Origin of the sequence: Cloacibacillus evryensis DSM 19522 (assembly GCF_000585335.1) — a bacterium.
In the GTDB taxonomy this organism is placed as follows: domain Bacteria; phylum Synergistota; class Synergistia; order Synergistales; family Synergistaceae; genus Cloacibacillus; species Cloacibacillus evryensis.
The window spans coordinates 130001-156579 of the sequence record NZ_KK073872.1; the positions used below are offsets into that span (position 1 = coordinate 130001).

22 protein-coding genes and 2 rRNA genes (1 of these 24 cut by a window edge) are annotated in these 26579 nt (G+C 53.3%); 6 read left to right on the forward strand and 18 right to left on the reverse strand.

What is annotated here, in order from left to right; genetic code table 11:
• Positions 1 to 2936 (forward strand): 23S ribosomal RNA (locus tag CLOEV_RS00550) (it extends 33 nt beyond the left edge of the window).
• A gap of 390 nt (positions 2937 to 3326) precedes the next feature.
• Positions 3327 to 3442, forward strand: a 5S ribosomal RNA gene (gene rrf / locus CLOEV_RS00555).
• Positions 3443 to 3591: 149 nt separating this feature from the next.
• Here the strand turns inward: rrf and CLOEV_RS00560 are convergent.
• Positions 3592 to 4281 (reverse strand): response regulator, encoded by a 690-nt coding sequence (locus CLOEV_RS00560; protein WP_034441302.1) that lies wholly within the window; start codon positions 4279 to 4281, stop codon positions 3592 to 3594.
• Positions 4256 to 5815: an ATP-binding protein gene (locus CLOEV_RS00565; protein ID WP_034441304.1), complete on the reverse strand. Its 1560-nt coding sequence runs from the start codon at positions 5813 to 5815 to the stop codon at positions 4256 to 4258. Before CLOEV_RS00565 ends, CLOEV_RS00560 begins: the two co-directional genes overlap by 26 nt.
• Before the next feature lie 260 nt (positions 5816 to 6075).
• On the opposite strand from CLOEV_RS00565, the gene CLOEV_RS00570 reads away from it, so the two are divergent.
• Both CLOEV_RS00570 and CLOEV_RS00575 read left to right on the forward strand, forming a co-directional pair.
• Positions 6076 to 7392 (forward strand): MATE family efflux transporter, encoded by a 1317-nt coding sequence (locus tag CLOEV_RS00570; RefSeq protein ID WP_008709189.1) that lies wholly within the window; start codon positions 6076 to 6078, stop codon positions 7390 to 7392.
• A 224-nt stretch (positions 7393 to 7616) separates the two neighbouring features.
• Positions 7617 to 8861: a dicarboxylate/amino acid:cation symporter gene (locus CLOEV_RS00575; protein WP_008709190.1), complete on the forward strand. Its 1245-nt coding sequence runs from the start codon at positions 7617 to 7619 to the stop codon at positions 8859 to 8861.
• A 252-nt stretch (positions 8862 to 9113) separates the two neighbouring features.
• Here CLOEV_RS00575 and CLOEV_RS16330 read toward each other — a convergent pair whose 3' ends face one another.
• The 12 genes from CLOEV_RS16330 to CLOEV_RS00630 form a co-directional block, all read right to left on the reverse strand.
• The gene (locus tag CLOEV_RS16330; RefSeq protein ID WP_008709191.1) at positions 9114 to 9284 is read right to left on the reverse strand and encodes a FeoB-associated Cys-rich membrane protein; all 171 of its coding nucleotides are present in this window, start codon (positions 9282 to 9284) and stop codon (positions 9114 to 9116) included.
• A 22-nt stretch (positions 9285 to 9306) separates the two neighbouring features.
• On the reverse strand, positions 9307 to 11469 hold the full coding sequence (gene feoB / locus CLOEV_RS00580) for a ferrous iron transport protein B (RefSeq protein ID WP_034441306.1): 2163 nt from the start codon (positions 11467 to 11469) through the stop codon (positions 9307 to 9309).
• Between the two features lie 81 nt (positions 11470 to 11550).
• On the reverse strand, positions 11551 to 11781 hold the full coding sequence (locus CLOEV_RS00585) for a FeoA family protein (protein WP_008709194.1): 231 nt from the start codon (positions 11779 to 11781) through the stop codon (positions 11551 to 11553).
• Between the two features lie 17 nt (positions 11782 to 11798).
• Positions 11799 to 12011 carry a FeoA family protein gene (locus CLOEV_RS00590; RefSeq protein ID WP_008709195.1) on the reverse strand — a complete coding sequence of 71 codons (213 nt, stop codon included), beginning with the start codon at positions 12009 to 12011 and terminating at the stop codon, positions 11799 to 11801.
• 192 nt (positions 12012 to 12203) lie between these two features.
• Positions 12204 to 12629: a hypothetical protein gene (locus CLOEV_RS00595; RefSeq protein ID WP_008709197.1), complete on the reverse strand. Its 426-nt coding sequence runs from the start codon at positions 12627 to 12629 to the stop codon at positions 12204 to 12206.
• Positions 12630 to 12641: 12 nt separating this feature from the next.
• Positions 12642 to 13103, reverse strand: a complete 462-nt coding sequence (locus CLOEV_RS00600; RefSeq protein WP_034441307.1) for a hypothetical protein — start codon at positions 13101 to 13103, stop codon at positions 12642 to 12644.
• 172 nt (positions 13104 to 13275) lie between these two features.
• A complete protein-coding gene (locus CLOEV_RS00605) occupies positions 13276 to 13848 on the reverse strand; it encodes a chromate transporter (RefSeq protein ID WP_034441309.1) in 573 nt (190 codons plus the stop codon).
• On the reverse strand, positions 13845 to 14402 hold the full coding sequence (locus CLOEV_RS00610; protein WP_034441310.1) for a chromate transporter: 558 nt from the start codon (positions 14400 to 14402) through the stop codon (positions 13845 to 13847). The genes CLOEV_RS00605 and CLOEV_RS00610 overlap by 4 nt, the downstream gene beginning before the upstream one ends.
• 287 nt (positions 14403 to 14689) lie before the next feature.
• Entirely contained in the window at positions 14690 to 16009 is a 1320-nt protein-coding gene (locus CLOEV_RS00615) for a short-chain fatty acid transporter (RefSeq protein ID WP_034441311.1), read from the reverse strand.
• 47 nt (positions 16010 to 16056) lie between these two features.
• Entirely contained in the window at positions 16057 to 16740 is a 684-nt protein-coding gene (locus tag CLOEV_RS00620; protein ID WP_034441314.1) for a 3-oxoacid CoA-transferase subunit B, read from the reverse strand.
• Positions 16741 to 16742: 2 nt separating this feature from the next.
• A complete protein-coding gene (locus CLOEV_RS00625) occupies positions 16743 to 17411 on the reverse strand; it encodes a CoA transferase subunit A (RefSeq protein WP_008709209.1) in 669 nt (222 codons plus the stop codon).
• A gap of 21 nt (positions 17412 to 17432) precedes the next feature.
• Positions 17433 to 18632 carry a thiolase family protein gene (locus CLOEV_RS00630; RefSeq protein ID WP_034441316.1) on the reverse strand — a complete coding sequence of 400 codons (1200 nt, stop codon included), beginning with the start codon at positions 18630 to 18632 and terminating at the stop codon, positions 17433 to 17435.
• A gap of 354 nt (positions 18633 to 18986) precedes the next feature.
• Here CLOEV_RS00630 and CLOEV_RS00635 point away from each other — a divergent pair, with 354 nt between their 5' ends.
• Entirely contained in the window at positions 18987 to 20579 is a 1593-nt protein-coding gene (locus CLOEV_RS00635; protein ID WP_034441318.1) for a PucR family transcriptional regulator, read from the forward strand.
• A gap of 77 nt (positions 20580 to 20656) precedes the next feature.
• On the opposite strand, the gene CLOEV_RS00640 is transcribed toward CLOEV_RS00635, so the two are convergent.
• The 3 genes from CLOEV_RS00640 to CLOEV_RS00650 all read right to left on the reverse strand — a co-directional run bounded on the left by CLOEV_RS00640 (position 20657) and on the right by CLOEV_RS00650 (position 23318).
• Complete coding sequence (locus CLOEV_RS00640) at positions 20657 to 21934, reverse strand: Glu/Leu/Phe/Val family dehydrogenase (protein ID WP_008709212.1); 1278 nt, start codon at positions 21932 to 21934, stop codon at positions 20657 to 20659.
• Positions 21935 to 22166: 232 nt separating this feature from the next.
• The gene (locus tag CLOEV_RS00645; RefSeq protein ID WP_008709213.1) at positions 22167 to 22868 is read right to left on the reverse strand and encodes a DUF554 domain-containing protein; all 702 of its coding nucleotides are present in this window, start codon (positions 22866 to 22868) and stop codon (positions 22167 to 22169) included.
• A 66-nt stretch (positions 22869 to 22934) separates the two neighbouring features.
• The gene (locus tag CLOEV_RS00650) at positions 22935 to 23318 is read right to left on the reverse strand and encodes a hypothetical protein (protein ID WP_008709214.1); all 384 of its coding nucleotides are present in this window, start codon (positions 23316 to 23318) and stop codon (positions 22935 to 22937) included.
• A gap of 183 nt (positions 23319 to 23501) precedes the next feature.
• Between CLOEV_RS00650 and CLOEV_RS00655 the strand changes: the two genes are divergently transcribed.
• Complete coding sequence (locus tag CLOEV_RS00655) at positions 23502 to 23831, forward strand: cupin domain-containing protein (RefSeq protein ID WP_008709216.1); 330 nt, start codon at positions 23502 to 23504, stop codon at positions 23829 to 23831.
• A gap of 283 nt (positions 23832 to 24114) precedes the next feature.
• Here the strand turns inward: CLOEV_RS00655 and CLOEV_RS00660 are convergent, their stop codons facing one another.
• Positions 24115 to 26211: a M20/M25/M40 family metallo-hydrolase gene (locus CLOEV_RS00660; RefSeq protein ID WP_034441320.1), complete on the reverse strand. Its 2097-nt coding sequence runs from the start codon at positions 26209 to 26211 to the stop codon at positions 24115 to 24117.
• Positions 26212 to 26579: the final 368 nt, after the last annotated feature.

Here is a 26579-nt window from a genome sequence, read left to right on the forward strand (position 1 = left end):
TTGGCGCTGAATGCCGAAGAAAGACGCAGCAAGCTGCGAAAAGCCGCGGGGAGGAGCAAGCATCCCGTGATCCGCGGATCTCTGAATGGGGCAACCTTCACAGAGTAACCTGTGAGCCTATCCAATAGGCGGCAACCCGGGGAAGTGAAACATCTCAGTACCCGGAGGAAAAGAAATCGTAAGAGATACCCCAAGTAGTGGTGAGCGAAAGGGGCACAGCCCAAACCATATACATGCCAAGCCTGCAGGCGTTGTGTAAATGGGGTAGAGGGACCTGTCGCGGAGTCCTGCAGAACTCCGAAAGAGTTACAAAGCCGTTTTATAACCGAATCGAGTTGGAAAATCGAGCCACAGAGAGTGAAAGCCTCGTAAGTGAAATAAAAGGCCTCTTAGACAGACACCCAAGTAATACGGAGCACGTGAAATTCCGTACGAATCCGGGCCGACCACGGTCCAAGGCTAAACACATTCAGCGACCGATAGAGAAACAGTACCGAGAGGGAAAGGTGAAAAGCACCCCTGGCGGGGAGTGAAACAGACCTGAAACCTCGTGCTAACAAGCAGAGGGAGCATCTTCGGATGTGACCTCGTGCCTCTTGGAAAATGAGCCGTCGAGTTATAGTACGTGGCAAGTTAAAAACTACAAGGTTTGCAGCTGCAGCGAAAGCGAGTCTGAACAGGGCGCAAGTCGCGTGCTATAGACCCGAAGCCATACGATCTATCCATGTCCAGATTGAAGACCGGGTAACACCGGTTGGAGGATCGAACCACAGCCTGTTGAAAAAGGCCTGGATGAGGTGTGGATAGGAGTGAAAAGCTAATCGAGTATGGTGATAGCTGGTTCTCCCCGAAATGCATTGAGGTGCAGCCTCAATCGACAGACTGCAGGGGGTAAAGCACTGAATAGGTAAGGGGGCAGCACTGCCTGCCGAGCTTAATCAAACTCAGAATACCTGCAGATCAAGATTGGGAGTGAGACTGCGAGTGCGAAGATCCGTAGTCGAAAGGGAAACAGCCCAGCCCGACAGCTAAGGTCCCAAAGCCCATGCTAAGTGTTACAAGGATGTGGGGATGCCCAGACAGCCAGGAGGTTGGCTCAGAAGCAGCCACCCTTGAAAGAGTGCGTAACAGCTCACTGGTCGAGCGTCCCTGCGCCAAAAATGTGGGGGCTAAGCATGGCGCCGAAGCTTCGGATTCAATGGAGATATCTATTGACTGGTAGGGGAGCGTTCTTTATAGGACGAAGCAGTGCTGTAAGGCACTGTGGACAATAAAGAAGTGAGAATGACGGCATGAGTAGCGAAAAGTGTGCGAAAAACACACTCACCGAAAACCCAAGGATTCCTGGGGAAGGTTCATCCACCCAGGGTTAGGCGGGACCTAAGGCGAGGCCGAAAGGCGTAGTCGATGGACAGCGGGTAGACAATCCCGCCCTTCGGTAGCTCGTTTGGCAGAAGTGGTGACGCAGAAAGCTATGCACGCCGGGTGATGGAAATCCCGGTACAAAGTCGTAGGCTGAAAAAAGAGGCAAATCCCTTTTTCTAAAGGCCGAGAACTGACGTGGAAGAATCTGATTCGAGAAGGTGCAAATGCTCGGCTGCCGAGAAAAGCCACTATGGAGAACTATCGAACCCGTACTCAAAACCGACACAGGTGGGTTGGCTTAGAAGGCTAAGGTGAACGGGATAACCATTGTTAAGGAACTCTGCAAGTTGACTCCGTAACTTCGGGAGAAGGAGTGGCTGGAGATGTCAATACTATACGTAATAAGCATCTTTGGTTCGCAGAAACCAGGCTCAGGCGACTGTTTAACTAAAACACAGGACTCTGCTCAAGGCGCAAGCCGAAGTATAGGGTCTGACACCTGCCCGGTGCTGGAAGGTTAAAGGGAGAAGTTAGACGCAAGTCGAAGCCTTGAACTGAAGCCCCAGTAAACGGCGGCCGTAACTATAACGGTCCTAAGGTAGCGAAATTCCTTGTCGGGTAAGTTCCGACCTGCACGAAAGGTGTAACGATCTGAGCGCTGTCTCGACAGTGGACCCGGTGAAATTGTGGTACTGGTAAAGACGCCAGTTACCCGCAGTAGGACGGAAAGACCCCGTGGAGCTTTACTGTAACTTGATATTGAATTTCGGTATAGTATGTATAGGATAGGTGGGAGTCAGTGAAATAAGGACGTCAGTCTTTATGGAGACACCGTTGGAATACCACCCTTATTGTGCTGGGATTCTAACCGCAAGCATTGAAGCATGATGCGGGACATTGTCAGGCGGGCAGTTTGACTGGGGCGGTCGCCTCCCAAAGAGTAACGGAGGCGCGCGAAGGTCACCTCAGTGTGAATGGAAAACACACAAAGAGCGTAAGGGTATAAGGTGGCTTAACTGTGAGACTGACAGGTCGATCAGAAACGAAAGTTGGTCCTAGTGATCCGGTGGTCCTGAGTGGAAAGGCCATCGCTCATCGGATAAAAGCTACCCCGGGGATAACAGGCTGATGCCGCCCGAGAGTTCCTATCGACGGCGGCGTTTGGCACCTCGATGTCGGCTCATCGCATCCTGGGGCTGAAGCAGGTCCCAAGGGTTGGTCTGTTCGCCCATTAAAGCGGTACGTGAGCTGGGTTCAGAACGTCGTGAGACAGTTCGGTCCCTATCCACTGTGGGCGCAAGGTACTTGAGAGGAACTGTCCCTAGTACGAGAGGACCAGGATGGACGGACCGCTAGTGAACCAGTTATTCCGCCAGGAGTAAAAGCTGGGTAGCCATGTTCGGATCGGATAACCGCTGAAGGCATCTAAGCGGGAAGCCGGCCTCAAGATGAGATACCTCATTGCATAAGCAAGTAAGGTGTCCGGCAGACGACCGGTTAGATAGGTTGGGAGTGTAAGAGGGTAACGCCCTTTGAGCTGACCAATACTAATACACCGAGGCCTTAACCTCATAAATCCTTTATAGACCTGATAGAAGGTTTATAGAAAATTTCCAGTGATAATAGATAAGTGAGAAAGGAAATCTTTGATTTCCGTCTTCGAACTTAGTCTTGCAGTCAGTGGAATTGACAAAGCAGATAGACGCGCAAGCGTTTATTCATAAAGTTTCCAGTGGTAATAGATAAGTGAGATAGCAAAATCTTTGATTTGCGTGATCGAACTTAGTATTATAGCTGGGGACGATGACAAAGCAGATAGACGCGCAAGCGTTTATTCATAAAGTTTCCAGTGGTAATAGATAAGTGAGATAGCAAATCTTTGATTTGCGTGATCGAACTTAGTATTATAGCTGGGGACGATGACAAAGCAGATGAACGCGCAAGCGTTTATTCATAAAGTTTCCAGTGGTAATAGAGGAGTGGATCCACCCGGTCCCATGCCGAACCCGGCAGTTAAGCACTCCATCGTCGATGGTACTACGGAGGGTATCCGTGGGAGAGTAGATCGCTGCTGGAATTAATTGAGAAAACAGACTCAGGAGATCATCCTGGGTCTGTTTTTTTATAGCCGATTGGCAACAGTTTAACCGTAAGCGTCAAACAGCCAGGACCTCCCCTCAAAGCAGGAAGCCTGTTATCGTCATTTTGTAGTGAAGGTATGGATTGCTATTCGTCGACTAGGCGATAACCTACTCCCACTTCGGTGACGATGTATCGCGGCTGTGCGGGGCTTTTTTCTATTTTACGGCGCAGGCTGGCCATCAGGGCGCGCAGCGATTGTGTGTCGCTGCCGTATCCGACTCCCCATATCTGCCTGATGATGTAGGCCGAGGTCAGCACTTTGCCGATGTTTTTGAAAAAGAGGGCCAGCAGGTTATATTCCATGGGGGTCAGGTGGAGTTCCCCGCCGTCAAGGTATACGAGGCGGCGGTCAAGCTCGATCCGCAGGCCGCCGACATTTTTGGCCGCCTCCTGCTGGGGTTTCCCCAGGCGGTCCAGGTGGCGGAGCGCGACGCGGATACGCGCCGAGAGTTCGGTGGCGGAGAAGGGCTTGGTCAGGTAATCATCCGCCCCCGCGTCTAACGCCGCGGCTTTTTCTTTGTCCTGGTCGCGGGCGGAGACGATGATGATCGGCATCTCCGACCATTCGCGCACTTTTTTTATGATCTCCATGCCGTCTATGTCCGGCAGCCCGAGGTCGAGCAGGATGAGGTCGATCCGCTCGGAGAGCAGCTTGCCCGTCGCCTCGGCTCCGTTGGCGGCGGCCGCGTATTCAAGTCCCGCGTTTTCGACGGCGAAGCAGTTGAAATTCCTTATCTGGCTGTCGTCTTCAACTATCAGTATGCGTCTCTTCATTTTGACCGTCCTTCGCGAGCGGCAGCGTGAAGGTAAAACGCGCGCCGCCGTCCGTGATATTTTCCGCCGAGGCCGTGCCGCCGTGGCTCCTTATGATCGCTTCGCATATAGGAAGTCCGAGGCCGATGCCTTTTTTCACGTCGGCGGAACGTTTTTGGGAAGTATAGAACATTTCAAATATGTGCGGCAAGTCCTCCAGCGGGATGCCCTCTCCCTCGTCCGCCACCGCGACACGCGCGAAGCCGCCGTTCTCGCGGGCGGCTGAGATCTCGATCGTCTTTCCCGGCGGCGTATGTTTGACCGCGTTGTCGAGAAGGTTGACGAGCACCTGCTGGATGAGGCGGCTGTCAGCCCGCACCATCAGCAGTTCGTCGGGCAGCCGCACCTCCAGCCGGCGGCCGGCCAGGCGGCGTTTGACGTGGTTTATCGCGACTTCTACGATCTCTTCCAGCGCGGAGGGCTCATATTTTATGACGGAGGCTCCGCTCTGTATCCTCGTCAGGCTAAGAACGTTCTCCACGATGTCGTGAAGCCACTGCGCGTCGTTGTAGATCGCCAGGGCAAGTGATTTTTCCGCGCCGCCGTCTCTGTCCCGCCCGATAAGGATCTCCGCCGTGCCCATGATCCCGGCGAGCGGAGTTCGCAGGTCGTGTGAGATGGCGCGCAGGAGGTTGCCGCGGTAGCGCTCCCGCGCCGCCTCTTCTTCCGATCTCAGCCGCGCCCGCGCGCTTCTGTACCTGTCCATCGCAAGCGCGGCCCCCTTGATCACGGAGTGCAGCGCCTGCCGTTGGTCGCCGGTCATCGCGATCGCGTCGGGAGCCGGTATCCGGATGACGGCGAGCAGTTTGTCGGTGCTGTAGACCGGCCAGTCGAAGAATTCGGCTCCCGCCAGACAGGCGCTGCGCAGCCGCAGCATCTCCCCGCCGATCCGCTCTGGGTCCTCGGTCATACGCCAGACGGGGGTATCCTCGCCCACCTGCTGGATATAGGAGTTTTCAGGCCGCCCGTCGCCGTCGAAACAGAGGCAGGCCGCCTGCCAGCCCCAAAAGCCGTGTATGGTGTTTACGGCAACGCCCGCTATCTCATGCGGCGTGAAGGCGTTGCTCAACCGGTTTGTAAAGCTGTAAAGCATCAGCACCTCCGCCTCGCGGCGCAGAGACTCCTCTTCGGAGGCTTTCGCCCTGGAGGTCACGGCGCTGGTTATCGAGGCGGTGATCGTCATGATGGCGAAGGTGACGATGTAGGAGCTGTCGTTTACCGCGAATGAATAGAGCGGAACGGTGAAGAAAAAGTTATAGGTGAATGTGGATACGAACGATACGGCGATGCCCCAGCGATAGCCGGCGGTAAAGCGCGCCGTGAGCAGCACGGCGAGGAGATAGATGATGACGATGTTCGTTTCCGGAAAGCCGAGGGCGCGGAAGAGCAGCCCGATCAGCGTTGCCCCGACGATCAGCGAGGCGGCGAGAACGGCGAAACGCGCCGGGCGTTTCATGAAAAGACGCCTTTTCAGCCTTGAAAAAATCCTCTCCATCGCGGCGGCCCTCCTACGCATAACGAGAGTTATTCTCTTCAGTCTACAGCATTTTTATTCTTTGGCAAACCGGCGAATGTCCGGAACCGGAGATTTCTGTTGTTGGCGAATGTTTTGTGTTAGAATATCCGCGGTAATAAGATGATGCGTAACGCATTGCCGCCGGGTAATGCGGTTTTAAACGCGCTGGACTCACGCCGTCAGGCCTTAGAAGGGGTGAGTCTCGGCGCGGTTTTTATTTTTGCGGAGGGTGTTTGTTTATGAGGGGAAAGCTTTTCATGTCTTTTATCAAATATGTTTCACAGAGCGTGATGGGGATGGTCGGCATTTCCTGCTATATCCTTGCCGACACCTGGTTTGTCGCCGCCGCTTTAGGCGCGGAGGGGCTCGCCGCGCTGAATCTTGCGATCGTATTTTACAGCCTGCTGAACGCCGCCGGGCTGATGGCGGGCATCGGCGGCGCGACGCTTTTTTCCCTCTCGCTATCGTCCGGCAGAAGAGGGCGTTCGGAGATTTTTTCCGCGACGGTCATTCTCGGTTCCGTGCTTGCGGCCGTCTTTACCGCCGCCGGACTTTTTTGCAGCGGCTGGATCGCGCGGACGCTCGGCGCCGACGAGGCTATTTTTGCGATGACGGAGACCTATTTAAGAACGATCCTCTCCTTCTCATTATTTTTTATCATGAATAATATTCTGCTCGCCTTTGTACGCAACGACGGCGGCCCGCGGCTCGCGATGGCGGCGATGGTGACGGGCAGCCTTTCTAATATCGCGCTTGATTATATCTTCATCTTTCCCTTCGGCTGGGGCATCTTCGGCGCGGCTTTTGCCACGGCGATCGCCCCGATGATAAGCATCGCGCTGCTTTCGCTGCATTTTATCCTGCGGCGCGGCTCTTTTTCTCTCTCGTTCTCGCGTCCGCGCGGCGTCTATATCTTGAAGATGATCCCGCTGGGGTTATCTTCAATGGTGACGGAGTTGTCTTCCGCCGCCGCGCTGGCCGCCTTCAACCTTATTATCCTGGCGATGGCCGGTAATACCGGCGTCGCCGCCTACGGCGTCGTGGCGAATCTCGCGCTCGTCGAGCTTGCGGTCTTCGTCGGTATCGCGCAGGGGATGCAGCCGCTCGTCAGCCGCCGCCGCGGCATGGGCGACCTGGCGGGCTGCCGCGCGCTCCTGTGCTACGGAGCCCTCTTTTCGCTGGGGGCCGCCTCTCTGGCCTATGGCGCGGTCTTCGTGTGGGCGCGGGAGATCGCCGCGCTTTTCAACCAGGCCGGCGACAGGCTGCTGGCCGCCTACGCGGAGGAGGGGCTGCGCATCTACTTCGCGGGCTTTTTCTTCGGCGGCCTTAATGTGGTGACCGCCGCCTTCTTCAGCGCGGCGGAGATGCCGAAGCGCGGTTTTTTGATCTCCTCGCTGCGCGCCTTTCTGCTGGCCCTGCCGCTGGCGGCCCTCTTTTCCCGATTTTTTGGAATGCGCGGCCTCTGGTTCTCTTTTGTGGCCGCGGAGGCGCTGACTCTCTTCATCGCCGCCGCGATGCTGCGCCGTTTTGCGGCAAATTTTCAGCGTGAACATTAAAATCTGCCATATATGCCTATTTTTTCTTTAAAAAAGGCGTATAATCTGGCAAACATGATGATAAACGGCGCAAGGGCTAATACATCACTACTTTAATACAATATATAGTATAATTGTAATAGGATATTCGGATTTTTTGCGAGTATAAAGCCATATAAGTCAGGCATATATGGCTATGCAGATAGATAGCTTTATCGATATAACATCGAAAGGAGTGCTTTTTTATGTCAGAATCAAACAGTGTGTGGAAGGCATACCGCTTTCCGATAATCCTTCTCTGTGCCATCGCCGTCGGCTGCGTCATCGGGGCCGTGATGGGCAAGGACGCCCTCGTGCTCAAACCGCTCGGGGATCTCTTCATCAACGCGATGTTCATGGTGGTCGTGCCGCTCGTCTTTACGACGATATGCAGCGCCGTCGCCTCTATGTCCTCGATGGAGCGTCTCGGGAAGGTCATGCGCTCGCTCGTCGTCGTATTCCTGATCACGGGCGCGCTGGCGGCGATCCTCATGCTTGTCACCGTCACCATTTTCCCACCGGCGCAGGGAGCGAATATCCAGATGCAGGCCGCCGGCGAGATCCAGGCTTTCAGCACGCCGGACCAGATCGTCAAAGCCTTTACGACCGACGACTTCGTGAACCTGCTTTCGCGCCGCGCGATGCTGCCGCTGATCCTCTTTACGATCTTCTTCGGCTTCTGCCTCCAGTCCCTCGGTGAGAGGGGACGGTCGATCGGGCGCGGTATCTCCGTCGTCGCCGACGCTATGCTGCAGATGGTCAAGTACCTCATGTACTATGCTCCGATCGGACTCGGCGCCTACTTCGCGACGCTCGTCGGCGACTACGGGCCGCAGCTGCTCGGCGCCTATTTCCGCTCGATGGTCGTCTATCACGTGGCGACCTTCGGCTATTTCTTCGTCGCCTTCACGATCTATTCATGGTGGGCGACGGACGGCAGAGGCGTCAGGGTCTTCTGGAGCAAGATCATCGCCCCCGCTCTGATGGCGCTCGGCTCGGGCAGCAGTACGGCGACGCTGCCGATCAACCTTGAGGCGGCGACGAATATGGGCATTCCGCGCGACATCAGCGAGATCGTCCTGCCGATCGGCGCGACCGCCCACATGGAGGGCTCCTGCCTCTCCGGCATCCTTAAAATATCCTTCCTCTTCGGCATCTTCGGCCTGCCGTTTACCGGCCTTGGCACGATGGCGACCGCCGTCGCGGTGGCGGTGCTATCCGGCGTCGTCCTCTCCGGCATTCCCGGCGGCGGACTGGTCGGCGAGATGCTGATCGTGAGCCTCTACGGTTTCCCCCCCGAAGCTTTCCCGATCATCGCGACGATCGGCTTCCTTGTCGACCCCGCGGCGACGATGGTCAACGCGACGGGCGACACATGCTCCGCTCTGATCATTTCGCGCCTCGTAGAGGGCAAAGACTGGTTCGCGAAGGCAAAGGTCACGGACCTCTAAGCCTCTCCGCACGGGCCGTTGATATTAAAAGGCCGCCCCGCCGTCATACAGCACGGCGGGGCGGCCTCTTTTTGTTGCCGAACGGTTGGAGCCGGCCTGCGGGTAAACGCGAGGCCGGCTCCGGTCCGTACACAATCCTGTTGGGCAGGGAGAGCGCGCCGACTGCCTCCGAGTCTCTATTCGAAGGCAGTGGCGTCGCTTTGTGTGTGGTGTGGGTTTTATAGAAGGGTTTTGGGAGAAACCGTGTCTATCTTATTTGTTGTCTTTCTTCGGCGGGTGGCAGATGGTCGATCCAGAGCAGCTGCCGCAGCTTCCGCCGCAGCCGCAGGAGCTTTTGCCCTCGCGCCGGTCCTTGTTGATTTTCATCAGTATCGCGATCACCGCCGCGAAAAGAAGTATGCTTATCACTATTGTGGCAATCATTAATGTTCACGCTCCTGACTTTCTAACTTATATCGGCGGCGCGCACTCTTCCGTCAATTGCCGCCGAGTCTTTTTTTTGCGGGCGCACCAGCAGGTAGATGGCTGCCAGCAGGACCGCCGCGGCGATCGCCGTCCACGCCGTAAACGGTTTGCCCTCCAGGGCGACAAGGCCGAGCTGGTAGGCGACGAAGGCCACCGCATAGGCATAACCGGTCTGGTATCCTATCGCGAGGCAGGTCCACTTCGTACTGTTCATCTCGCGCTTGATCGCTCCCATTGCCGCGAAGCAGGGGGCGCAGAGAAGGTTGAAGAGCATGAAGGAGTAAGCCGCGAGCGGTGTGTAGTGGGCCGCGAGCTGCTGCCAGATCTCTTCGCCCTCTTCCGATACTTCGGCAAAGCCGAAGAGGATTCCGAAGGTGCCGACGACGTTTTCCTTAGCGACAAGCCCAGTAAAGGCGGCGACGGCGGACTGCCAGGTGCCCCAGCCGAGCGGCGCGAATATCCAGGCTATCGAACGCCCGATAGCGGCGAGGAAGCCGTCCGAGAGGTCTTCTACCATCACGACGCGGCCGTCGGCGTAGCCGAAACTTGAAGTGAACCAGACAAATATAGTTGAGAGCAGGATTATCGTTCCCGCCTTTTTAATGAAGCTCCATCCGCGCTCCCACATGCTGCTGAGAACGTTGAAGAGAGAGGGCATGTGGTAATCCGGCAGCTCCATGACGAAGGGCGCGCTCTCTCCCGCGAAGAGGGCCGTCTTTTTCAGGATCAGCCCTGAGATGATTATCGAGGCGATGCCGACGAAATAGGCACTCGGAGCGACCCACCAGGTACCGTCGAACAGCGCTCCCGCGATGAGGGCGATGATCGGCAGCTTTGCGCCGCAGGGCATGAAGGTCGCCGTCATTATCGTCATCCGGCGGTCGTGTTCGTTTTCTATCGTGCGCGAAGCCATGATGCCGGGGACGCCGCAGCCGGTGGCGACGATCATCGGGATGAACGACTTCCCGGAGAGGCCGAAGCGGCGGAATATCCTGTCGAGGATGAAGGCGACGCGCGCCATATACCCGGAATATTCAAGGACCGCCAGCAGCGCGAAGAGGACCAACATCTGCGGCACGAAGCCGAGGACCGCGCCGACGCCGGCGATGATCCCGTCAAGGACCAGGCTTTGGAGCCAATCCGCGACATTCAGCGCCGCGAGGATTCCCTCAGCCGCCGGCGGGATGATCTCGCCGAAGAGGACGTCGTTCGTCCAGTCTGTCACGAAAGCGCCCACCGTCGTCACCGAGATGTAGTAAACGGCGAAGATGATCGCCGCGAATATCGGCAACGCCATCACGCGGTTTGTCACGACGGCGTCTATCTTGTCCGTCATTGTGAGGAGCGATTCGTTCTGCCTCTTGTGCGATTCCTTTATCAACGCGCTGATATAGGCGTATCTTTCACTGGTGATGATGCTCTCGGCGTCGTCGTCAAATTCCGTCTCGCAGCGCTCTCTGACGGCGTTTGCCGTCTCGATGCCGCGGACGTTGTCCTTCAGCTCCGCCATTACGTCGGGGTCCCCCTCGAATAGTTTGATGGAGTACCAGCGGATGCGGTCTGCCGGCAGAGTATCCGCGAAAGCCAGCTCTATCTCGGCGAGGGCCTTCTCGACGGAGCCCTGGAATATCCTTTTTACCACCGGGACCGTCTTCTCCTCCGCGGCGACGTATGCCTTTTTGACGAGCGCGTCAAGCCCCGTCCCCTTCAGCGCGGAGATCTCCACTACGGGAATGCCGAGCTTTTTTGAAAGCTTGGCGCAATCTATCGATTCGCCCCTCTTCTTTACGACGTCGATCATATTGACCGCCGCCACGACCGGGATCGATAGCTCCGTGAGCTGCGTCGTCAGGTAGAGATTACGTTCGAGATTACTGCCGTCGATGATGTTGATTATCGCGTCAGGCGTCTCGTCCCGCAGGTAATTCCTGGCGACGCGCTCCTCGGGGCTGTAGGGAGAGAGGGAGTATATGCCTGGAAGGTCGATGATCCTCACGTCTTTCTTACCGCGAAGGACGCCCTCCTTTTTTTCAACCGTAACGCCAGGCCAGTTGCCGACCGATTGGTTGGCGCCGGTGAGAGCGTTGAATAAAGTCGTCTTGCCGCTGTTGGGGTTCCCAGCGAGAGCAATTTTTTTGATCATGCCAATTCCTCCTGTGGTTAGCAAAACCTAACCTAAATAAGATTTAAAAATGCGCAAGACGCACATCCCGCGCATGATTCTTTAAATGATAGGTTCTACCTCGACCATCTCTCCCTCCGACTTCCTCAGAGAAAGTTCATATCCGCGTATAGTAACCTCGATCGGGTCTCCGAGCGGGGCCGCCTTCAATATGTCGATGCGGCTTCCCTTCGTAATGCCCATGTCAAGCAGGCGGCGCCGCAAAGCGCCGGCTCCGTGTACCTTCACAACGCTGACGGACTCGCCCGGTTTCGCCTCTTTCAGAGTTCTCATGACTGATCCTCTCCTTGTCAAACCATTATTTTAAGGGCCACGTCTCTGTTTATCGCTACTCTTGAGCCCTTTATGCTGACAATAAGGTTGTCCGCATTTTTTGATATGATCACGACTTCGGCTCCGGGAACAAAACCGAGCCCCTCAATGAACTGTCTCTGAGTGCCCTCTCCGCCTATCCTTTTGATCCCGTAGGCCATCCTCGTATCGGCCATCATTAAAGGCATCATGGACATTACCTCCGTCTCTTAAAAGTGGTTAGATACCACTAACTCATTTACGGCGCTAAGGTTAGCATAAGCTAATAATTTTGTCAACCTTTGGAATGATTACAAATTAGAAAGATAATGGACGGCGAGGCAAAGCCTCGTCCGTCCATTCTGAAGAAGGGGTATATTTGAATGAGTAAATTTGAAAAGCCGCTATTTAACCGCCCCTATTATCTTGTCGTAGATGACCGCGCCGATGGTGTTTTCCGGGACGGCGCGCCAGCCCTGGGCGGAAAACTCGTTTGATTCATTTCCTGCCGTTTCATAGCCGTATACTACCTCGGCTTTGAGCAGTTGGTCTTCGCGCGCCGCCTTATTATATGCGAACGTCATCAGGACGTAGTGCGCGTCAAGGCCGCTGCGCTCCTTGAATTTAGCCCTCTCCTCCGGCGTACGGAGGATGATCTTTGTGACCGCCGTCAGATAGCCGCCGTTATCCTTGATCGAGTCAGTGTCGAGGTAGGCGATATTCCTCTCCGTCCTGTCGACTTCGACGAAGTTCTCCGCGAAAGCGGCCTGTGAGAGGCATACCGTCGCGAGCATTGTAAGGGCAAGCGCCGCGAAAAGAATTTTCTTCATCTTCGCCGCCTCCTAGTTTGAGGCCGAATTGTTGATGACGGTCGTCAGCACCGCGCCGAGGATCGCTCCCGTAACCAACGCTCCCGTATTGTTCGAGCCGTCATTGTGGTGCTGCTTCGGCGGTGCCGGGGGCTGCTGCGGCTGCGGTTGCGGAGCCGGCGTTGGTTTTGGCGCGGGCTTAGGCGCAGGCGTCGGTTTCGGCGCGGGCGGATTGTTGGGCGCTGGATTACTTGGCTTAGGCGCGGGCTGGTTCTGCTTAGGCTGATTTGGTTTCGGCGCAGACTGCCCCGGCTGCTGATTGTTCGGCGCCGGTTTTACCGCCGGCGGGTTTTTCTGCTGCCCTTGACCTTTGTTGGGCTGTTGCTGCTGCGGCGGCAGGGGGGAGGCAAAGGCCGCCGCGGCAGCCATCACCGAGATAAGGACAGATGTTGTGATAAGTTTTCCCGATCTTCTCCACATATTCATTGTTGTCATTCTAAATCACTCCCGGATTGCTCGGATCAACGAACTATATTGTCTCTGGAAGTTAATATACAACTTAAATATGGAGATTTTATGATGATTTTCTGTCTTTTATTGGAATTATTGCCGTTTTATTTGAAAAACGTCTTACAAAAAAAGCAGTATTGCCAAAGATAGCCTTTTTCTATGCGCTGAAATTAAAGATGACCCCGACAGCCGCCGATATTGCGATAAATACCACCGGGCTCCACTTCAGCCTCTTCTGCGCCGCGAAAAGAATGAGGCCTAAGAGGATCGCCTTCCAGGCGAAAAGATCCGCTGGACCGCCGGTCGCCTTAAACTTTTCGAGGTCGAGCAGGGTCACGGCGACGACATTCATTCCCGAGGCGGCGATCAGCGCGATCGAGGCGGGGCGCAGCCCGTAAAAGGCGTCCTTGACGACGGGGCGTTCCTGAAAGTTGTCCAGCAGGTTCGCGATCAGCAGTATCACGATTATCGACGGCAGCACGAGCCCCGCCGTCGCGACGGCCGCTCCGGAGATCCCCGCGCTCATATATCCGGCGAAGGTCGCCATGTTTACCCCGATCGCCCCGGGGGTGGATTCCGCGACGGCGATCATATCCGCGATGTCGGTCGGCGTGAACCAGCCGCTCCTGGCGGAGAGAGAATAGAGGAATGGCAGCGTCGCCAGGCCGCCGCCGACGGCGAAGAGGCCGACCTTGAAAAATTCATAGAAGAGCCGCAGCAGGAGGGTCATCTCTTGCCTCCCATCCTTCGCCGCCACGCTATCCCGAAGAGGAGCGAGGCGAGGACGATGAGCGCCGGGCTGACCGAAAAGGGCATATAAGGCGAACCCGCGCTGACGGCAAAGACCGCCGCGAATAACAGCAGCGTGGTACGGTCGACGACGGAGTTTTTCCAGAGCCGCAGCACGGCGTTTACGATCAGGACGCAGACGCAGACGCGAATACCGGCAAAGGCACTGCGAACGGCGGGGACCTGCGCGAAGCTGCGCAGCGAGGCGGCGATAGCGATCAGCAGCAAAAGCGGCGCGGTGACGAAGCCGAGCGTGGCGACGATCCCTCCCGGCAGCCCGCCCCTTTTGTTCCCCACGAAGGTCGAGACATTGACGGCGATGATCCCCGGCGTGCATTGCCCGACGGCATAGTAATCCGTCAGCTCGGCCTCAGTTATCCAGCCGCGCTTTTCAATAAATTCATAAGACAGAATGGGATACATGGCGAGCCCGCCGCCGAAGGTGACGCTGCCGATCTTCAAAAATATGAGATAAAGCTGCAAAAGGTTTTTCATCCACGTTCTCCCAAGACATTTTACCGCGAGATATTACACTTGTCGCAGTTTGAACTGTATAAAGATATGGCGTTGGGGCTAGGATGTCAAGAAATAGCAGATGTTTTCGATGCAGGCGTCAGGTTGAAGGTTCTTCAGCGCCGTGTATTCCTATCCCCCGCATGTGATATGATGATGTGGGGATAAAGTAGTAGATAAAGTAAAGAGAACGGGGGATCAGCGTCCGTTCTCCTTTTTATTGGAAGGTGGTTTTGGCTAAGGCAAAATCGAAATTTTCCCCGGGATGCTTAGATAAAGGTAAGGACCGTAAATACCCCGCAGATAATGATCCCCGACACTATTGTCCATATCACACAGTATCCCATTATGTCTCTTGCACTGAGTCCGACGACGCCCAGTAACGGCAGGGCCCAGAAGGGCTGGATCTGGTTTGTCCAGCCGTCGCCCCACGCAAAGGCCATGACCGTCTGCGGAATGCTCGCGCCCATCGCGGACGCCGCCTTCAACATGACAGGCCCCTGTATGGCCCACTGCCCGCCGCCGGAGGGAACAAATATATTGACGAGCCCGGCCGCTAGGAATGTGATCATTGGGAATGTAGTCGGGGTAGCAATATTTACGAACCACAGGGACAGGCTTTCAACCATACCTGATCCGACCATCATGCTTGATATCCCCGCGTATAATGGAAACTGGACAATTATTCCTTTTGTCGCCGTAATCGCTCTGGCTACAGCCTGGAGGTATTGCATCGGAGTGCTGTGAAATAGGAGCCCCAAGGTCATAAAGATCAATATGACGAGGTTCAGGTTGAGGTTGAATCCCAGCTTGTTAAAATTGACCACTAGGTAGGTAAGCGGGAATAGGGCGATCAAAATGTTAAGTATATAGGTGTTCTCAAGTCTTTCTGCAAAAGTCATCGCGCTCTTTTCTTTTTTAGCGATAACAGCCTCTTCCAGGGGCTCTTTATACTCGATGATTTCGTCGTCGGGTGCCTTTACCGTACAATAATAGGTGAAAAGTGCCGCGGCTATGAGTATCGTAAGAATGATATTCCACGGGGAATAGAGTGTTTCAGTTACTGGAACGATGTCTATCCCAAGCTCGGTCATAAAATTGCCTGGTGTGGCGGAGACGAGGGGAATAGAAGATGAAGGGCCGCGCACCAGTTCGCCGCCATAAGAAGCCGCGACAAGAAGCGGAAAGTGGATGCCTTTGATCTTGCGTCCCATTGCCTTGGCGACGATGGCACCTATCACCATTCCGAACCCCCAATTGAAGTAACATGAAACGAGCCCGACGATCGCGGTCAGTCCCATTGCGGATTTCGGCGTCTTGGGGATCGCCACCAGCTTATCGACGACTTTTTCCATAACCGGAGTCAATGCAAGCACGTATCCGGTAAGCAGCACAAGGACCATCTGCATCGCAAAGACGAAGAGAGATGGATACCCGTTGCCCCATAAGGAAATCATATCAAAAGGGCTTTTTCCCATCACTACTACGCCCGCGCCAAAGACTACGAAGGTAAGCAATACTGCTAAAATGTATGCGTCCGGCAATATGTTTTGCACGAGACGGACAAAAAATTTGGTTATTTTCTGCATAATATTATAACCCCCAAAATTATTTCTTATCGGTTATGAAGCCCTTTTTAATCTGCCATATCGATTAAATCGGGTGCAACGCTGTAATTTGCTTCGGTAACAGATTTCAGCTCATCAAAAGATACTTCTTTCGCTTTGGCCGTCAAGACCATTTGTCCATTTTCGAATTTGAAGACGGCGTATTCCGTGACGACGGTATCAACCGCGCTGTATCCGGTTATTGGAAGCGAACATGCGTGTACCAGCTTGCTCTTTCCTTTTTTGGATACGTGCTGCATCGCGATATAGACCTTCTTGGCGCCTGATACGAGGTCCATCGCACCGCCTACGCCGAGCATTTTGCCGTTGGGGATGATCCAGTTGGCGACGTTGCCTTCTTCGTCAACTTCAAAGGCTCCGATGACGGTGGCGTCGACATGGCCGCCGCGGATCATGCCGAAGGAATCCGCGCTGTCCATATAGCTGCACCCTGTTGTCTCCGTTACCTTTGCGCGCCCAGCGTTTATCAGCAGCGGGTCGATATGGGCTTCGTCGGCGACCGGCCCCACGCCGAGCATGCCATTTTCCGCCTGCAGAAAGACGCGTTTGCTCGCGGTGTAATCGGCCACCATCGTGGGGATGCCGACGCCGAGATTTACAAACAGGTCGTGTTCTTCGCTCATTTCGTCGAACTCTCTGGCGATGTATTTAGCTATTCTGGCTTTTGCCTCTTCTTCTGTGAAGGTAAACATTTCTAACAGCTCCTCAGTACGATCGCGTCCACGAAAATATGCGGCGTCACGATGCTTTCAGGGTCCAGCGCTCCGGCCGGCACGATTTCTCCAACTTCGGCTATTACAGTTTTTGCGGCCATTGCCATCACAGGGTTGAAATTTCTGGCAGTTTTATGGTAGACGAGGTTTCCCAGTTCGTCAGCCTTGTCCGCGCATATTAGGGCGACGTCGCCGGTAATCGCCTCCTGAAGCAGATATGTCTCTCCGTTAAATTCTTTGGTGTCTTTGCCTTTAGCGAGCTCAGTTCCTACGGCCGTCTTGGTATAAAAGCCGGCGCTTCCTACGCCGGCCGCCCTGATGCCTTCGGCGAATGAGCCCTGCGGCACGAGTTCTACCGTGATTTCACCGGCGTTGTAGGCGTCGGCTACTTCGGTGTTCCAGTTGTAGTATGTGCCGATAAGTCCTTTTATCTTCTTTTTGGTCAACAGCTGCCCGAGCCCGATGTTGGGCGAACCAAGGTCGTTGCTTATAATCGTAAGCTCTTTTTTGTCGGTCTCCACGAGCGCCTTGATGAGCTGTTTCGGGTCGCCGGCATTGCCGAAACCGCTGATAAAAATTCTATCCCCGTCTTTTATCAGCTCCATCGCTTCGTTAAACGAACAAAGTTTTGAACATGTTATCTCCCGCATTTTCTTTTCACCTCTTTTCCTTTATATCTTCTCGAAGGCCATCGCCATTCCGAGGCCGCCGGCGATGCAGATGGTCGCAAGGCCGTAACGAACGTCTCTCTTTTGCATTTCGTAGAGCAGCGTTGTTGAGATTCGTGCTCCGGAGCATCCAAGCGGGTGTCCCAGCGCGATGGCGCCGCCGTTGACGTTGACTGTTTCCGGATTTAGGCCGAGTTCGTTGACGCACGCGACGGACTGTGCCGCAAAGGCTTCGTTGAGTTCGACAAGGCCGAAATCATCAAGTTTGAGGTTTTGCGGTTCGATCATTTTCATCAGCTTACGCGTCGCGGCGACGGGTCCCATTCCCATTATGCGCGGGTCTACCCCCGCGGCGCAGCCGGCGATGATGCGGGCCAGCGGTTTCAGCCCGAGCTCCTCGACCTTTTCTTTTGACGCGACCATGACCGCCGCCGCGCCGTCATTGCGCCCTGAGGCGTTTCCCGCCGTTACGAAGCCCTCGGGGAATATGGTCTTGAGCTTTGACAGTTTTTCCATATTCGTCCCGCGCTTGGGAAATTCGTCGGTGTCGAAGATAGTCGGTTCTTTTTTGCGCTGCGGTATGATTACCGGCACGATTTCGTCTTTAAAACGCCCTGAATCTATCGCGGCGATGGCCTTTGTCTGGCTCGCGAGGGCGAATTCGTCCTGTGCTTCGCGGGATACGCCGAACTGTCTCGCCACGTTGTCGGCGGTCTGTATCATCGAGAATGTCCCGTAGATGTCATTGGGCTGGCTTTTTGGCTGGCTCTCGATGTTAGGGTCTACAAAAACGCCGTTGCCGTTGCCGACGCCGAATCTGGCGTTGCGGATATAGAAGGGAGCGGTGCTCATACTCTCCACGCCGCCTGTAAGTACGACGTCGGAATATCCGCACTGGATCTGCTGCATGCCGCTGAGGATCGCCTGCATCCCGGACGCGCACTGGCGATGGACGGTGTATGCCGGAGTCGCCTCCGGTATCTGCATCATGAGCGAGACGATCCTTGCGATGTTGGGGGCGTCCGTCGTCTGCTTCGCCTGTCCGCAGATCACCTCGTCGATTATCTCTTTGCCGATCCCTGCCTTGGAAACAGCCCCTTCAAGAGCGACTCTCAGCAGCTCTTCCGGCTGCGTATTTTTCAGGGTCCCTCCGATTGATCCAAGCGGCGTCCTGGCTGCGGATACCACATATACCTCTTTCATTGCTTACCATCAACCTTTCATGCTGTGTTGCTGACTTAATGCGTGTTTTATGCGCCTTCTGTAAAACCTATTAGTGTGTGCGCATTTAAGATATCAAGGAGCTGTATTTCTGTGCATGTTTTGTGAAATAAAAAACAAATAATATTTTTGTAGAAAATTATAAAATGAGACCTTCGGTGATTATTTTAAGGAAATATTAGAAACGTAAAAATACACTGATAGTAAGATGTTGGATAAGTTAAATTTATCTTAAATTGTATAAAATAACAAGTAATTTATTATATTTTTATATAAAAATCTAAATGCCGTGGAGGAAATATGATATAATGCCGGTAAGGGGGGGGGAGGTGCATTATGCGTGAATCTATAGATGTCGAATGGCTCACCGAGATCACGATGTTTAAAAATAATATCAGGCTTGTGGCCGGCGGAGGCGGTCTCAGCCGTCATGTGACATATGTGGCAGTGCAGGAGGCCCCTGACTTTTATGAGTGGATCGAAGGCGGGGAATTTATCCTTTCTACGTGGTACGCATTCAAGGACGACATTGATGCCGGACTTGCCGCCATACGCAACATGTGCGACAAAGCATCAGGAATCTGCATAAAGGTCAACCGGTTTATCGATAAGATACCGCCCGAGTATCTGAGATGTGCCGATGAATTTAATCTCCCTCTGTTTGTTGTGGACAAAGACGTAAAATTTCGCGAAATCATAAAGAGCATCACCCTTGAGATCAATATGGCTCACGTCAACGTCCTGATCCAACTGAACGATTATTACACATATCTTTTTCAGACGGCTCTGGAAAACGGAAGCGCTGACTCGATGCTGCTTGATTTTGCCAGGCGTTCCGGCCTGATCGCGATCACGATTTCCACTGATTTTAAACAGCTGCGCGGTATGCGTTCTTTTCAGAAACTGCCGAATCATGAATACAGGCTTCAGGTCATAAAAGATATTATCAATTCGAACTCCAACAGGGTGAAATATTTCTGTGAAAACGAATATCATATTTTCCCCTGTATTGCGCGAGGTTATTGTTATGGTTATCTTGTGGTGCTGAGCGTCAACGTATTATCTGAACGTCAGCGCCTGTACGTCGCCCAGTTGGTCAATATCATAACGATAAAATGGCTTGACAGACAGGAACAGGAAAATGATTCGCTGCTTTCATTATTGGATATGATTATGAATAGCCCGGGAAAAGATCAGGAACATATAGTTCAGTTTTTGACTAAAAAATCCATTGATATCAGCTCCGGTATAAGAGCTGTTCAATTAAAGTATAGTAAATCGAAGAAAGGCAATGCTAAGGTTAATTTTTCTGTAGTCCAACGATTCTTGGTCGACCTGATGGCTGTCAAACCAAATCTTCTGTATATATGGGATAAGGCCGCCGATGCGTTTACTCTTCTAATAGATGGGCAAGGTTGTGAAAAGGAGGGAGAGGGCTTATCGCATGGTTTTTTATACAACGTAGTGAAAATTTCGGAAAACTATAAAGAGATTTCCGTGTCGATCGGTCCTGTCGTGACGAAAGTCTCCGATATTAGCATCAGTATAAAAATGGCGATAAATTCTTTTTTATTTAAAAATAGTGAAATCCCCAAAGTCATGTATTACAAAGAAAATTTGATGCAATTCGCACTGCTGGGAGGGGCCGGCTCGCGGGAGAGTGATTTCTTTCTGGAAGAGGTCATTATGCCTTTGGCGGAGCATGATCGCCGCTATAATGACTGCATAATGCAGACGCTTTCTTCTGTCGCTGAGAATGTAAGTTTGGAACAAGCCGCGCAAAAACAAAATGTCCACGTTAATTCTGTACGCTACAGGCTGCAAAAAATCAAGAATATATGCGGACTTGATTTTTTCAGTCAGGCGGAAAAATATGTAATAATAACAGCATACATGATCTATCAGAACAGAGACAAATATCGTTATTAGCAGGGAAATATGAACTATAAAAGGGGACGGACTTTTGCCCGTCCCCTTAAACTGCTTTGTATCGGAGCCCTCCTCTATTAGAGGAAGAAGCCCTTGATCTTGAGTCCGTCGGCAACGCGTTTGATGGCGACGAGGAAAGCCGCGCGGCGCATCTTCACGTTGTGCTCCTGAGCATAGTCCCAGACTCTCTTGAAGTTGTCCTTCATGATCGGGACGAGACGGTTGTTGTATTCTTCCTCGGTCCAGAAGAATCCGGCGAGGTCCTGTACCCACTCAAAGTATGAGCCGATGACTCCGCCGCTGTTGGCGAGGAAGTCAGGTACGACGATGATGCCGCGCTCGTCAAGGATCTTGTCGCCTTCGGGACGCGTCGGTCCGTTGGCGCCTTCGACGATGTATTTGCACTTGAGTTTGCCGGCGTTCTTTTCGCTGATGACGCCTTCAAGGGCGCAGGGTGAGAGGACGAGGCATTCCTGCTCGAGGATATCTTCGCCGCTCATCTTCACGAGGCCGGGTTCCGTGTATCCGTCGAGGATGCGTTTCGGGTGCTTCTCGACATAGGCCTTCGCGGCTTTGATGTCGATCCCGTTCGGGTTGTAGTAGCCGCCGGTGATGTCGCTGATACCGACGATCTTCGCGCCGGCTTCCTGGAGGAAGAGGGCGTTGTAGGTCCCGACGTTGCCGAAGCCCTGCACGATGATGGTGGCGTCTTTAGGATCGATGTGCTGCGTCTTGAGCAGTTCGAGCACGCAGGTCGAAACGCCGAGTCCGGTTGCCGCCGTGCGGCCCTTTGATCCCCAGTAGGCGATCGGTTTGCCTGTTACGACGCCGGGCTCGAGGTGGCCGCGGAGTTTGGAGACGGTGTCCATGATCCAGACCATTTCGGGGCCGCCGGTGTTGACGTCGGGAGCGGGAACGTCAGTCCAGTCGCCGATGAAGGGAGCGATGCGGGCTGCGAATGTGCGGGTCATCATTTCGCGCTCACGCGGTGAGAGCTCGAAGGGATCCACGGAGATTCCGCCCTTGCCGCCGCCGTAAGGAATACCGGCGAGCGAGCACTTCCAGGTCATAAGGCTGGCAAGCGCTTCGCACTCTTCAAGGTTGACGTCCGGGTGGAAGCGAAGTCCGCCCTTGGCGGGTCCGCAGACTGTCGAATGCTGTACGCGATAACCGTTGAATACTCTTACCGAGCCGTCGTCCATCTGGACGGGGACGGAGACGCAGATTGCGCGCTCTGGACGGCTGAGGACTTCGACGAGACCGTCTTCAAGTCCCATCTCTTCTGCTGCGTCATAGAAATTCTGCAACGCTGTGTGGAGAAGTACGTTGGTGGAAGTACGTTTCTGTACGGCCATACAAAAAACCCCCTTAGTATTTTTGTCCCTTGCGGGACGGTAACTTTAAAATTGTACCCTTCGCAGGACAAATTTTATCGTACATAACTATTGTATTCCTGATTAGTTTTTCCGTAAAGGGGCTGCAAATAAGGTTATATTTGTGAATTCCAGAAAATAGTATAGAATTTATATAATTTCGCGCCTAAACTTAGAGAAAAAAGGAGCTATTTGGCTTTATGAACAAAAAACCCTAAAAAAATAACCTCACAAGTATGACGGCGACTATGAGGCCCGGAAGCATGTTCATTACCCGTATTTTCATAAAGCCGAGCAGGTTGATGCCGATGCCCATGAGCATAAGCCCTCCCGTCGCGCTCATTTCCGTTACCGCCGCTTCGGACATAAAGGGCTGTATCCATCCGGCCGCCAGGGTCAGCAGTCCCTGATAGAGAAAGACGGGGACGGCGGAAAAGATCACGCCAAAGCCGAGCGAGGCCGCCATTGCCACGGAGGTGAGGCCGTCGATGAGCCCCTTTGCGAGGAGCAGCGAGGGGTATCCGCCGAGCCCCTCTTCAAAGGCTCCGAGCACCGCCATCGAACCGGTGCAGTAAATGAGGCTTGTCGTTATAAATCCCGTTGAGAATCCCTTCGCGCTGTCTCCGATGCGGTTTTCGAGCTTCATGCTCGCCGCTTCGAGCGCTCCTTCGAGATCCATCAGTTCGCCTATAAGCGAACCGAGGGCGATGCTGGCGATGACCACCAATGGCTGTTGTGTCTTTATTGCCATGCCGACGCCGAGCGTCACGACAAAGAGCGCCATTCCCTGAACCGGCAGCTCCATTATCTTTGCCGGGATTTTTTTGCGGAGAAGAAGTCCCGCGAGGGCCCCGCATACGATAAAAACAGCGTTGGCGATGCTTCCGAAAAGTGGTATAGAGCTAAATAATTCCAAAATAAATTCCCCGCTTTCATCCTCGCTATTATATAGCATAAAGGCGGGTGCGCGGGGAATGGTCAGTTATTTGGGCAAGAGTCCTTTTTCTTTGAGGATTTCGACAATACGCTCTCTGGCGGCCCTGACGGCTTCGTCGATGAGTTCAGGCTTGTGGGCGGCAATGTATTCGGCCGCTTTTCCCGTGCCTCCTCCGAGCGCCAGATCGTTATATAGGCCGCCGACCAGCTTCTCAATCGATTCCGGCACAGAGATATACTTTTCTGGGTCACGGCTGTGCAGGGAACTTTCCAAAACCTGGAAAAGTCCGGCGAGGTTGTTCGTGTCGACCGACATCTCACCGGCAAAGTTCTCCGCGTCTGAACCGTTGTCGAAGACATCCGCCGCGGCGGCTCGCCCCCCGTCTATTCTCGTTACGACCCATACGCGTTTGCGCGGGCTTTCGTTCATAAGATCCCCTCCTTAAAAGCGTTGCTTGGTATCTAATATAAAAAATAATGAAATTGCGCGGAGGGTAAAAATAACGGCAACGGGCCGCCATTTTGCCTATTTTATACGGCCCGTTTGACTTTGCCGGGTTTGGCGCTAAGCTATGTATTCGTAAATATGAAATTTAAAGAAGAGGTCATTACGATGCTTATAGATTTTGAAAAGATCGCGGCAAGTGTGATCCACAATTTTTACGGTGGCGAAAAGGAGACCGAGGCGCGGATGTTTTTTGACGGAACGAACCGCATCGCCTACAGCACGCTTGCGCCCGGTGCTTCGGTCGGAATGCACCTCCATGATAACGGCAGCGAGATTGTCTATGTACTTAAGGGCAGGGGGATGGCTCTCTATGACGGTGGCACGGAGGAACTCTCTCCTTGGCTCTGTCACTATTGCCCCAAGGGGCATTCACATAGTATCGTCAATGACGGCAGTGAAGAACTGATCTTTCTATCCGTCGTGCCGCGCCAGTGATCCTCTGCCGCCGATATTCCGGCGTGTTTCGATTGCTTATAGCAAGCGTCTGAGAAAATATTATATTCTCAGACGCCGTCTGCGGCTTTCGTCCCGGCAGAAACGCACGTTAGGCAACACTCAAAGCGAAAGAATATTACGAACAGGGATACACAACGGCGGCTCAACCACTGTTAGTGAACATAACCGCAGGGAGCAAAGATCTGATCCGACCGCCTAGCAGTCCCATCAAAGGAGGCCTCTCAAATAATGAGAGGCCTCCGGCTCGATAAGAAAAATCTAGCTATCTATTAGCCACCGTATACATATTGTTAGCGGTAGCTATGCCTAAAATAGCCAACAGGCGATCCGCAACATAATCACGGTCGTTGTAGGGTGCATGATATAGTGACGTAGTGCTGTCCTGTTCACGGGCGGAGACATTAACCACTACCGGCATATCTTCATCCTGCCACGCGGCGGTATCGGTCCTGGGGCGTCCGACATATTTGGCTTGCCCCGTGCTCGTTGGAGTGCTCATTGTAATAGTAGCTCCGGGGTTGACATCAGAAGCATCCTGTCCCCAAGGGTGATGTCTGCCCTGGCTGGAATCCAGAAGTTCATCTACAAGCGGGGCTAAACCGGCTGACATACTAGTTGAAAGTGTGATCTCGCCGTGTCCTTTGCCGAAAGTAGCGTCTGTGTGGAATACAGCCTTAACTTTCTCTCTGCCGTTGGCCGCAAACCATGCGGCTGCTTTTTTCGCGCCATTCATACCTGATTCTTCCGCTCCGTCAAGAATAAAGACCAAGCTGCGCTTGGGTTTATTTCCGGCGGCCGCCATCATGGCAGCGTAACGAGCCGCGATCATATTCGCCGTACTGCCGCCTCCGTTGTCAGCCGCACCTGCGGTCATATACGGGCCCACGAAACCACAGTGGTCAAAATGGGTCATATAGATTACATACTCGTCGGGAAGTTCGCTTCCTCGGACTACTCCAACAACATTCATGGCTTTAGCATCTACACGGCTCTGTGCTTCAGTCGTAATTTCAATTTCGATCCGATCATCAAAATTAAAGGAATTTGTTGCGATCGATGCGTCATAATTCTTATCATACGGGCTGTTTAAGGCTCCTACCGTGCTGTCGGGGCCTTTAAAAAGATCGGCCGTCGCCTGGTAAAGGAACTGTGGGTAGTCTGGCACGTCGCCCTTCCCGTCGCCAAAATTCTTCATGGGGACGCTGCGAACCGGGCCGTTGCCGTCCTTATTTGGGCTCTTAACAGCTTTTGCGCGGGTAATGAGGTCGGTAAGCGTGTGCTTGGCACCTCCTGAAGCCGCCTCGATCTCAAGCTGTTTTGCAAAGAGGTCGTTTAGTAATCTGCTGTCGCCGGTACCGTTGGTGTATGTGGTTTCACTAAGCGTGCCGTCTTTTGTATTGCGCCCGATACTGCCGACCAAGGCAATCTGGAACACATTATCGCCTACCGGCGGCTGATAGCGGATGTTGGGGTTGGCAACCATCTGATTGTAAAGCACCCCTGCGGCTTTCCTCTGTCTGGCAACTCCAATTTTGACATAATGTTCGTCATGGCGGATCCAATCGTTGCCCACGGTGTATTTATACTCCTCAGCCTCAAGGGCGCCGCCTAAAATCGGAGTAGGCCGGTAATCCACATTGCTTAAAGAATTGGGAGTGGCGTTCCTGAAAATTACGACACGGTCGGCAACGTCCAGAAGCGTTTTATTCGGAATGTCATTAGCGGGATCGGATCCGGAATCCCATGTCAGCCCGGCATACTCGTTAAAATCGTTGCGATATACAGTGGCCGGATTGATATGTTTAAATTCAGTGTTAGCATAGACATTCGCCGCGGTGGCATCAATACCATAACCCAGGAAGGTTAATTTACTTCTGACCGTCCCTGTATTGGTACCATGAGCGGACATAATATCCTTGACAAACTCGTCATCAATATAATCACCGTTCTCTGTGGATTTCCATACCTTTCCGTCAACTAAAATTTTGATTACAGGCGATTTGTTGATGGGCATACTGTAAGAAATGTTAAAGTCCTGGAAGTAACTACCGTCCAGCGGCTCAAGTCCCCATGCTTTAAAGTTTGTGGCGGCCCACATTGCCGCTTGTTCATAACCGATGTCTCCGGCCATTCTGCCTCTGAATTCAGTAGAGACCATCTGATCCAGCAGGAGAGTTCCCTGATTTATCCAAGCCGATTTTTCAGCCGCGGTCCAATTGGTTGGATCTTTTGGAAGTATGGCGCCATCTGCATTCACAACAGGATATTTGGAATCGCTTCCGCCGCCGCAACCGCCGCTCACTGCGACCAACACTCCCATTAGCACCAGAAAAACAATTTGCCTTAACAACTTACTCATACCCACTCTCATCTCCTAAAAAAATTAGTATTACAGTTTCATTTTCAAGCCTCAAAATCTCTCAAAAATGTTAACTCAAACTTTACACCGAGGGATATACATCACAAGATACCTCGTTGTTTTAAATGGGCAATAGACGGATTTAATATTGCCCGCCTATCCTAAAGCAAATGCTTATGATTCCTTCGCTGGTGCCCTGTTCTTTCAGTTCATTGAAGTCCGGATTTTCTATATTTTATTGATATGCCATGGTAGTGTCAACAAGTTATGCGCATATTACCGTTGAATTTTGAAGATTATTGTATCGCCGGCTGCTTTGACTTTTATATGTGATTAATTTATAATCATGATTATTACAATAAAAAGCG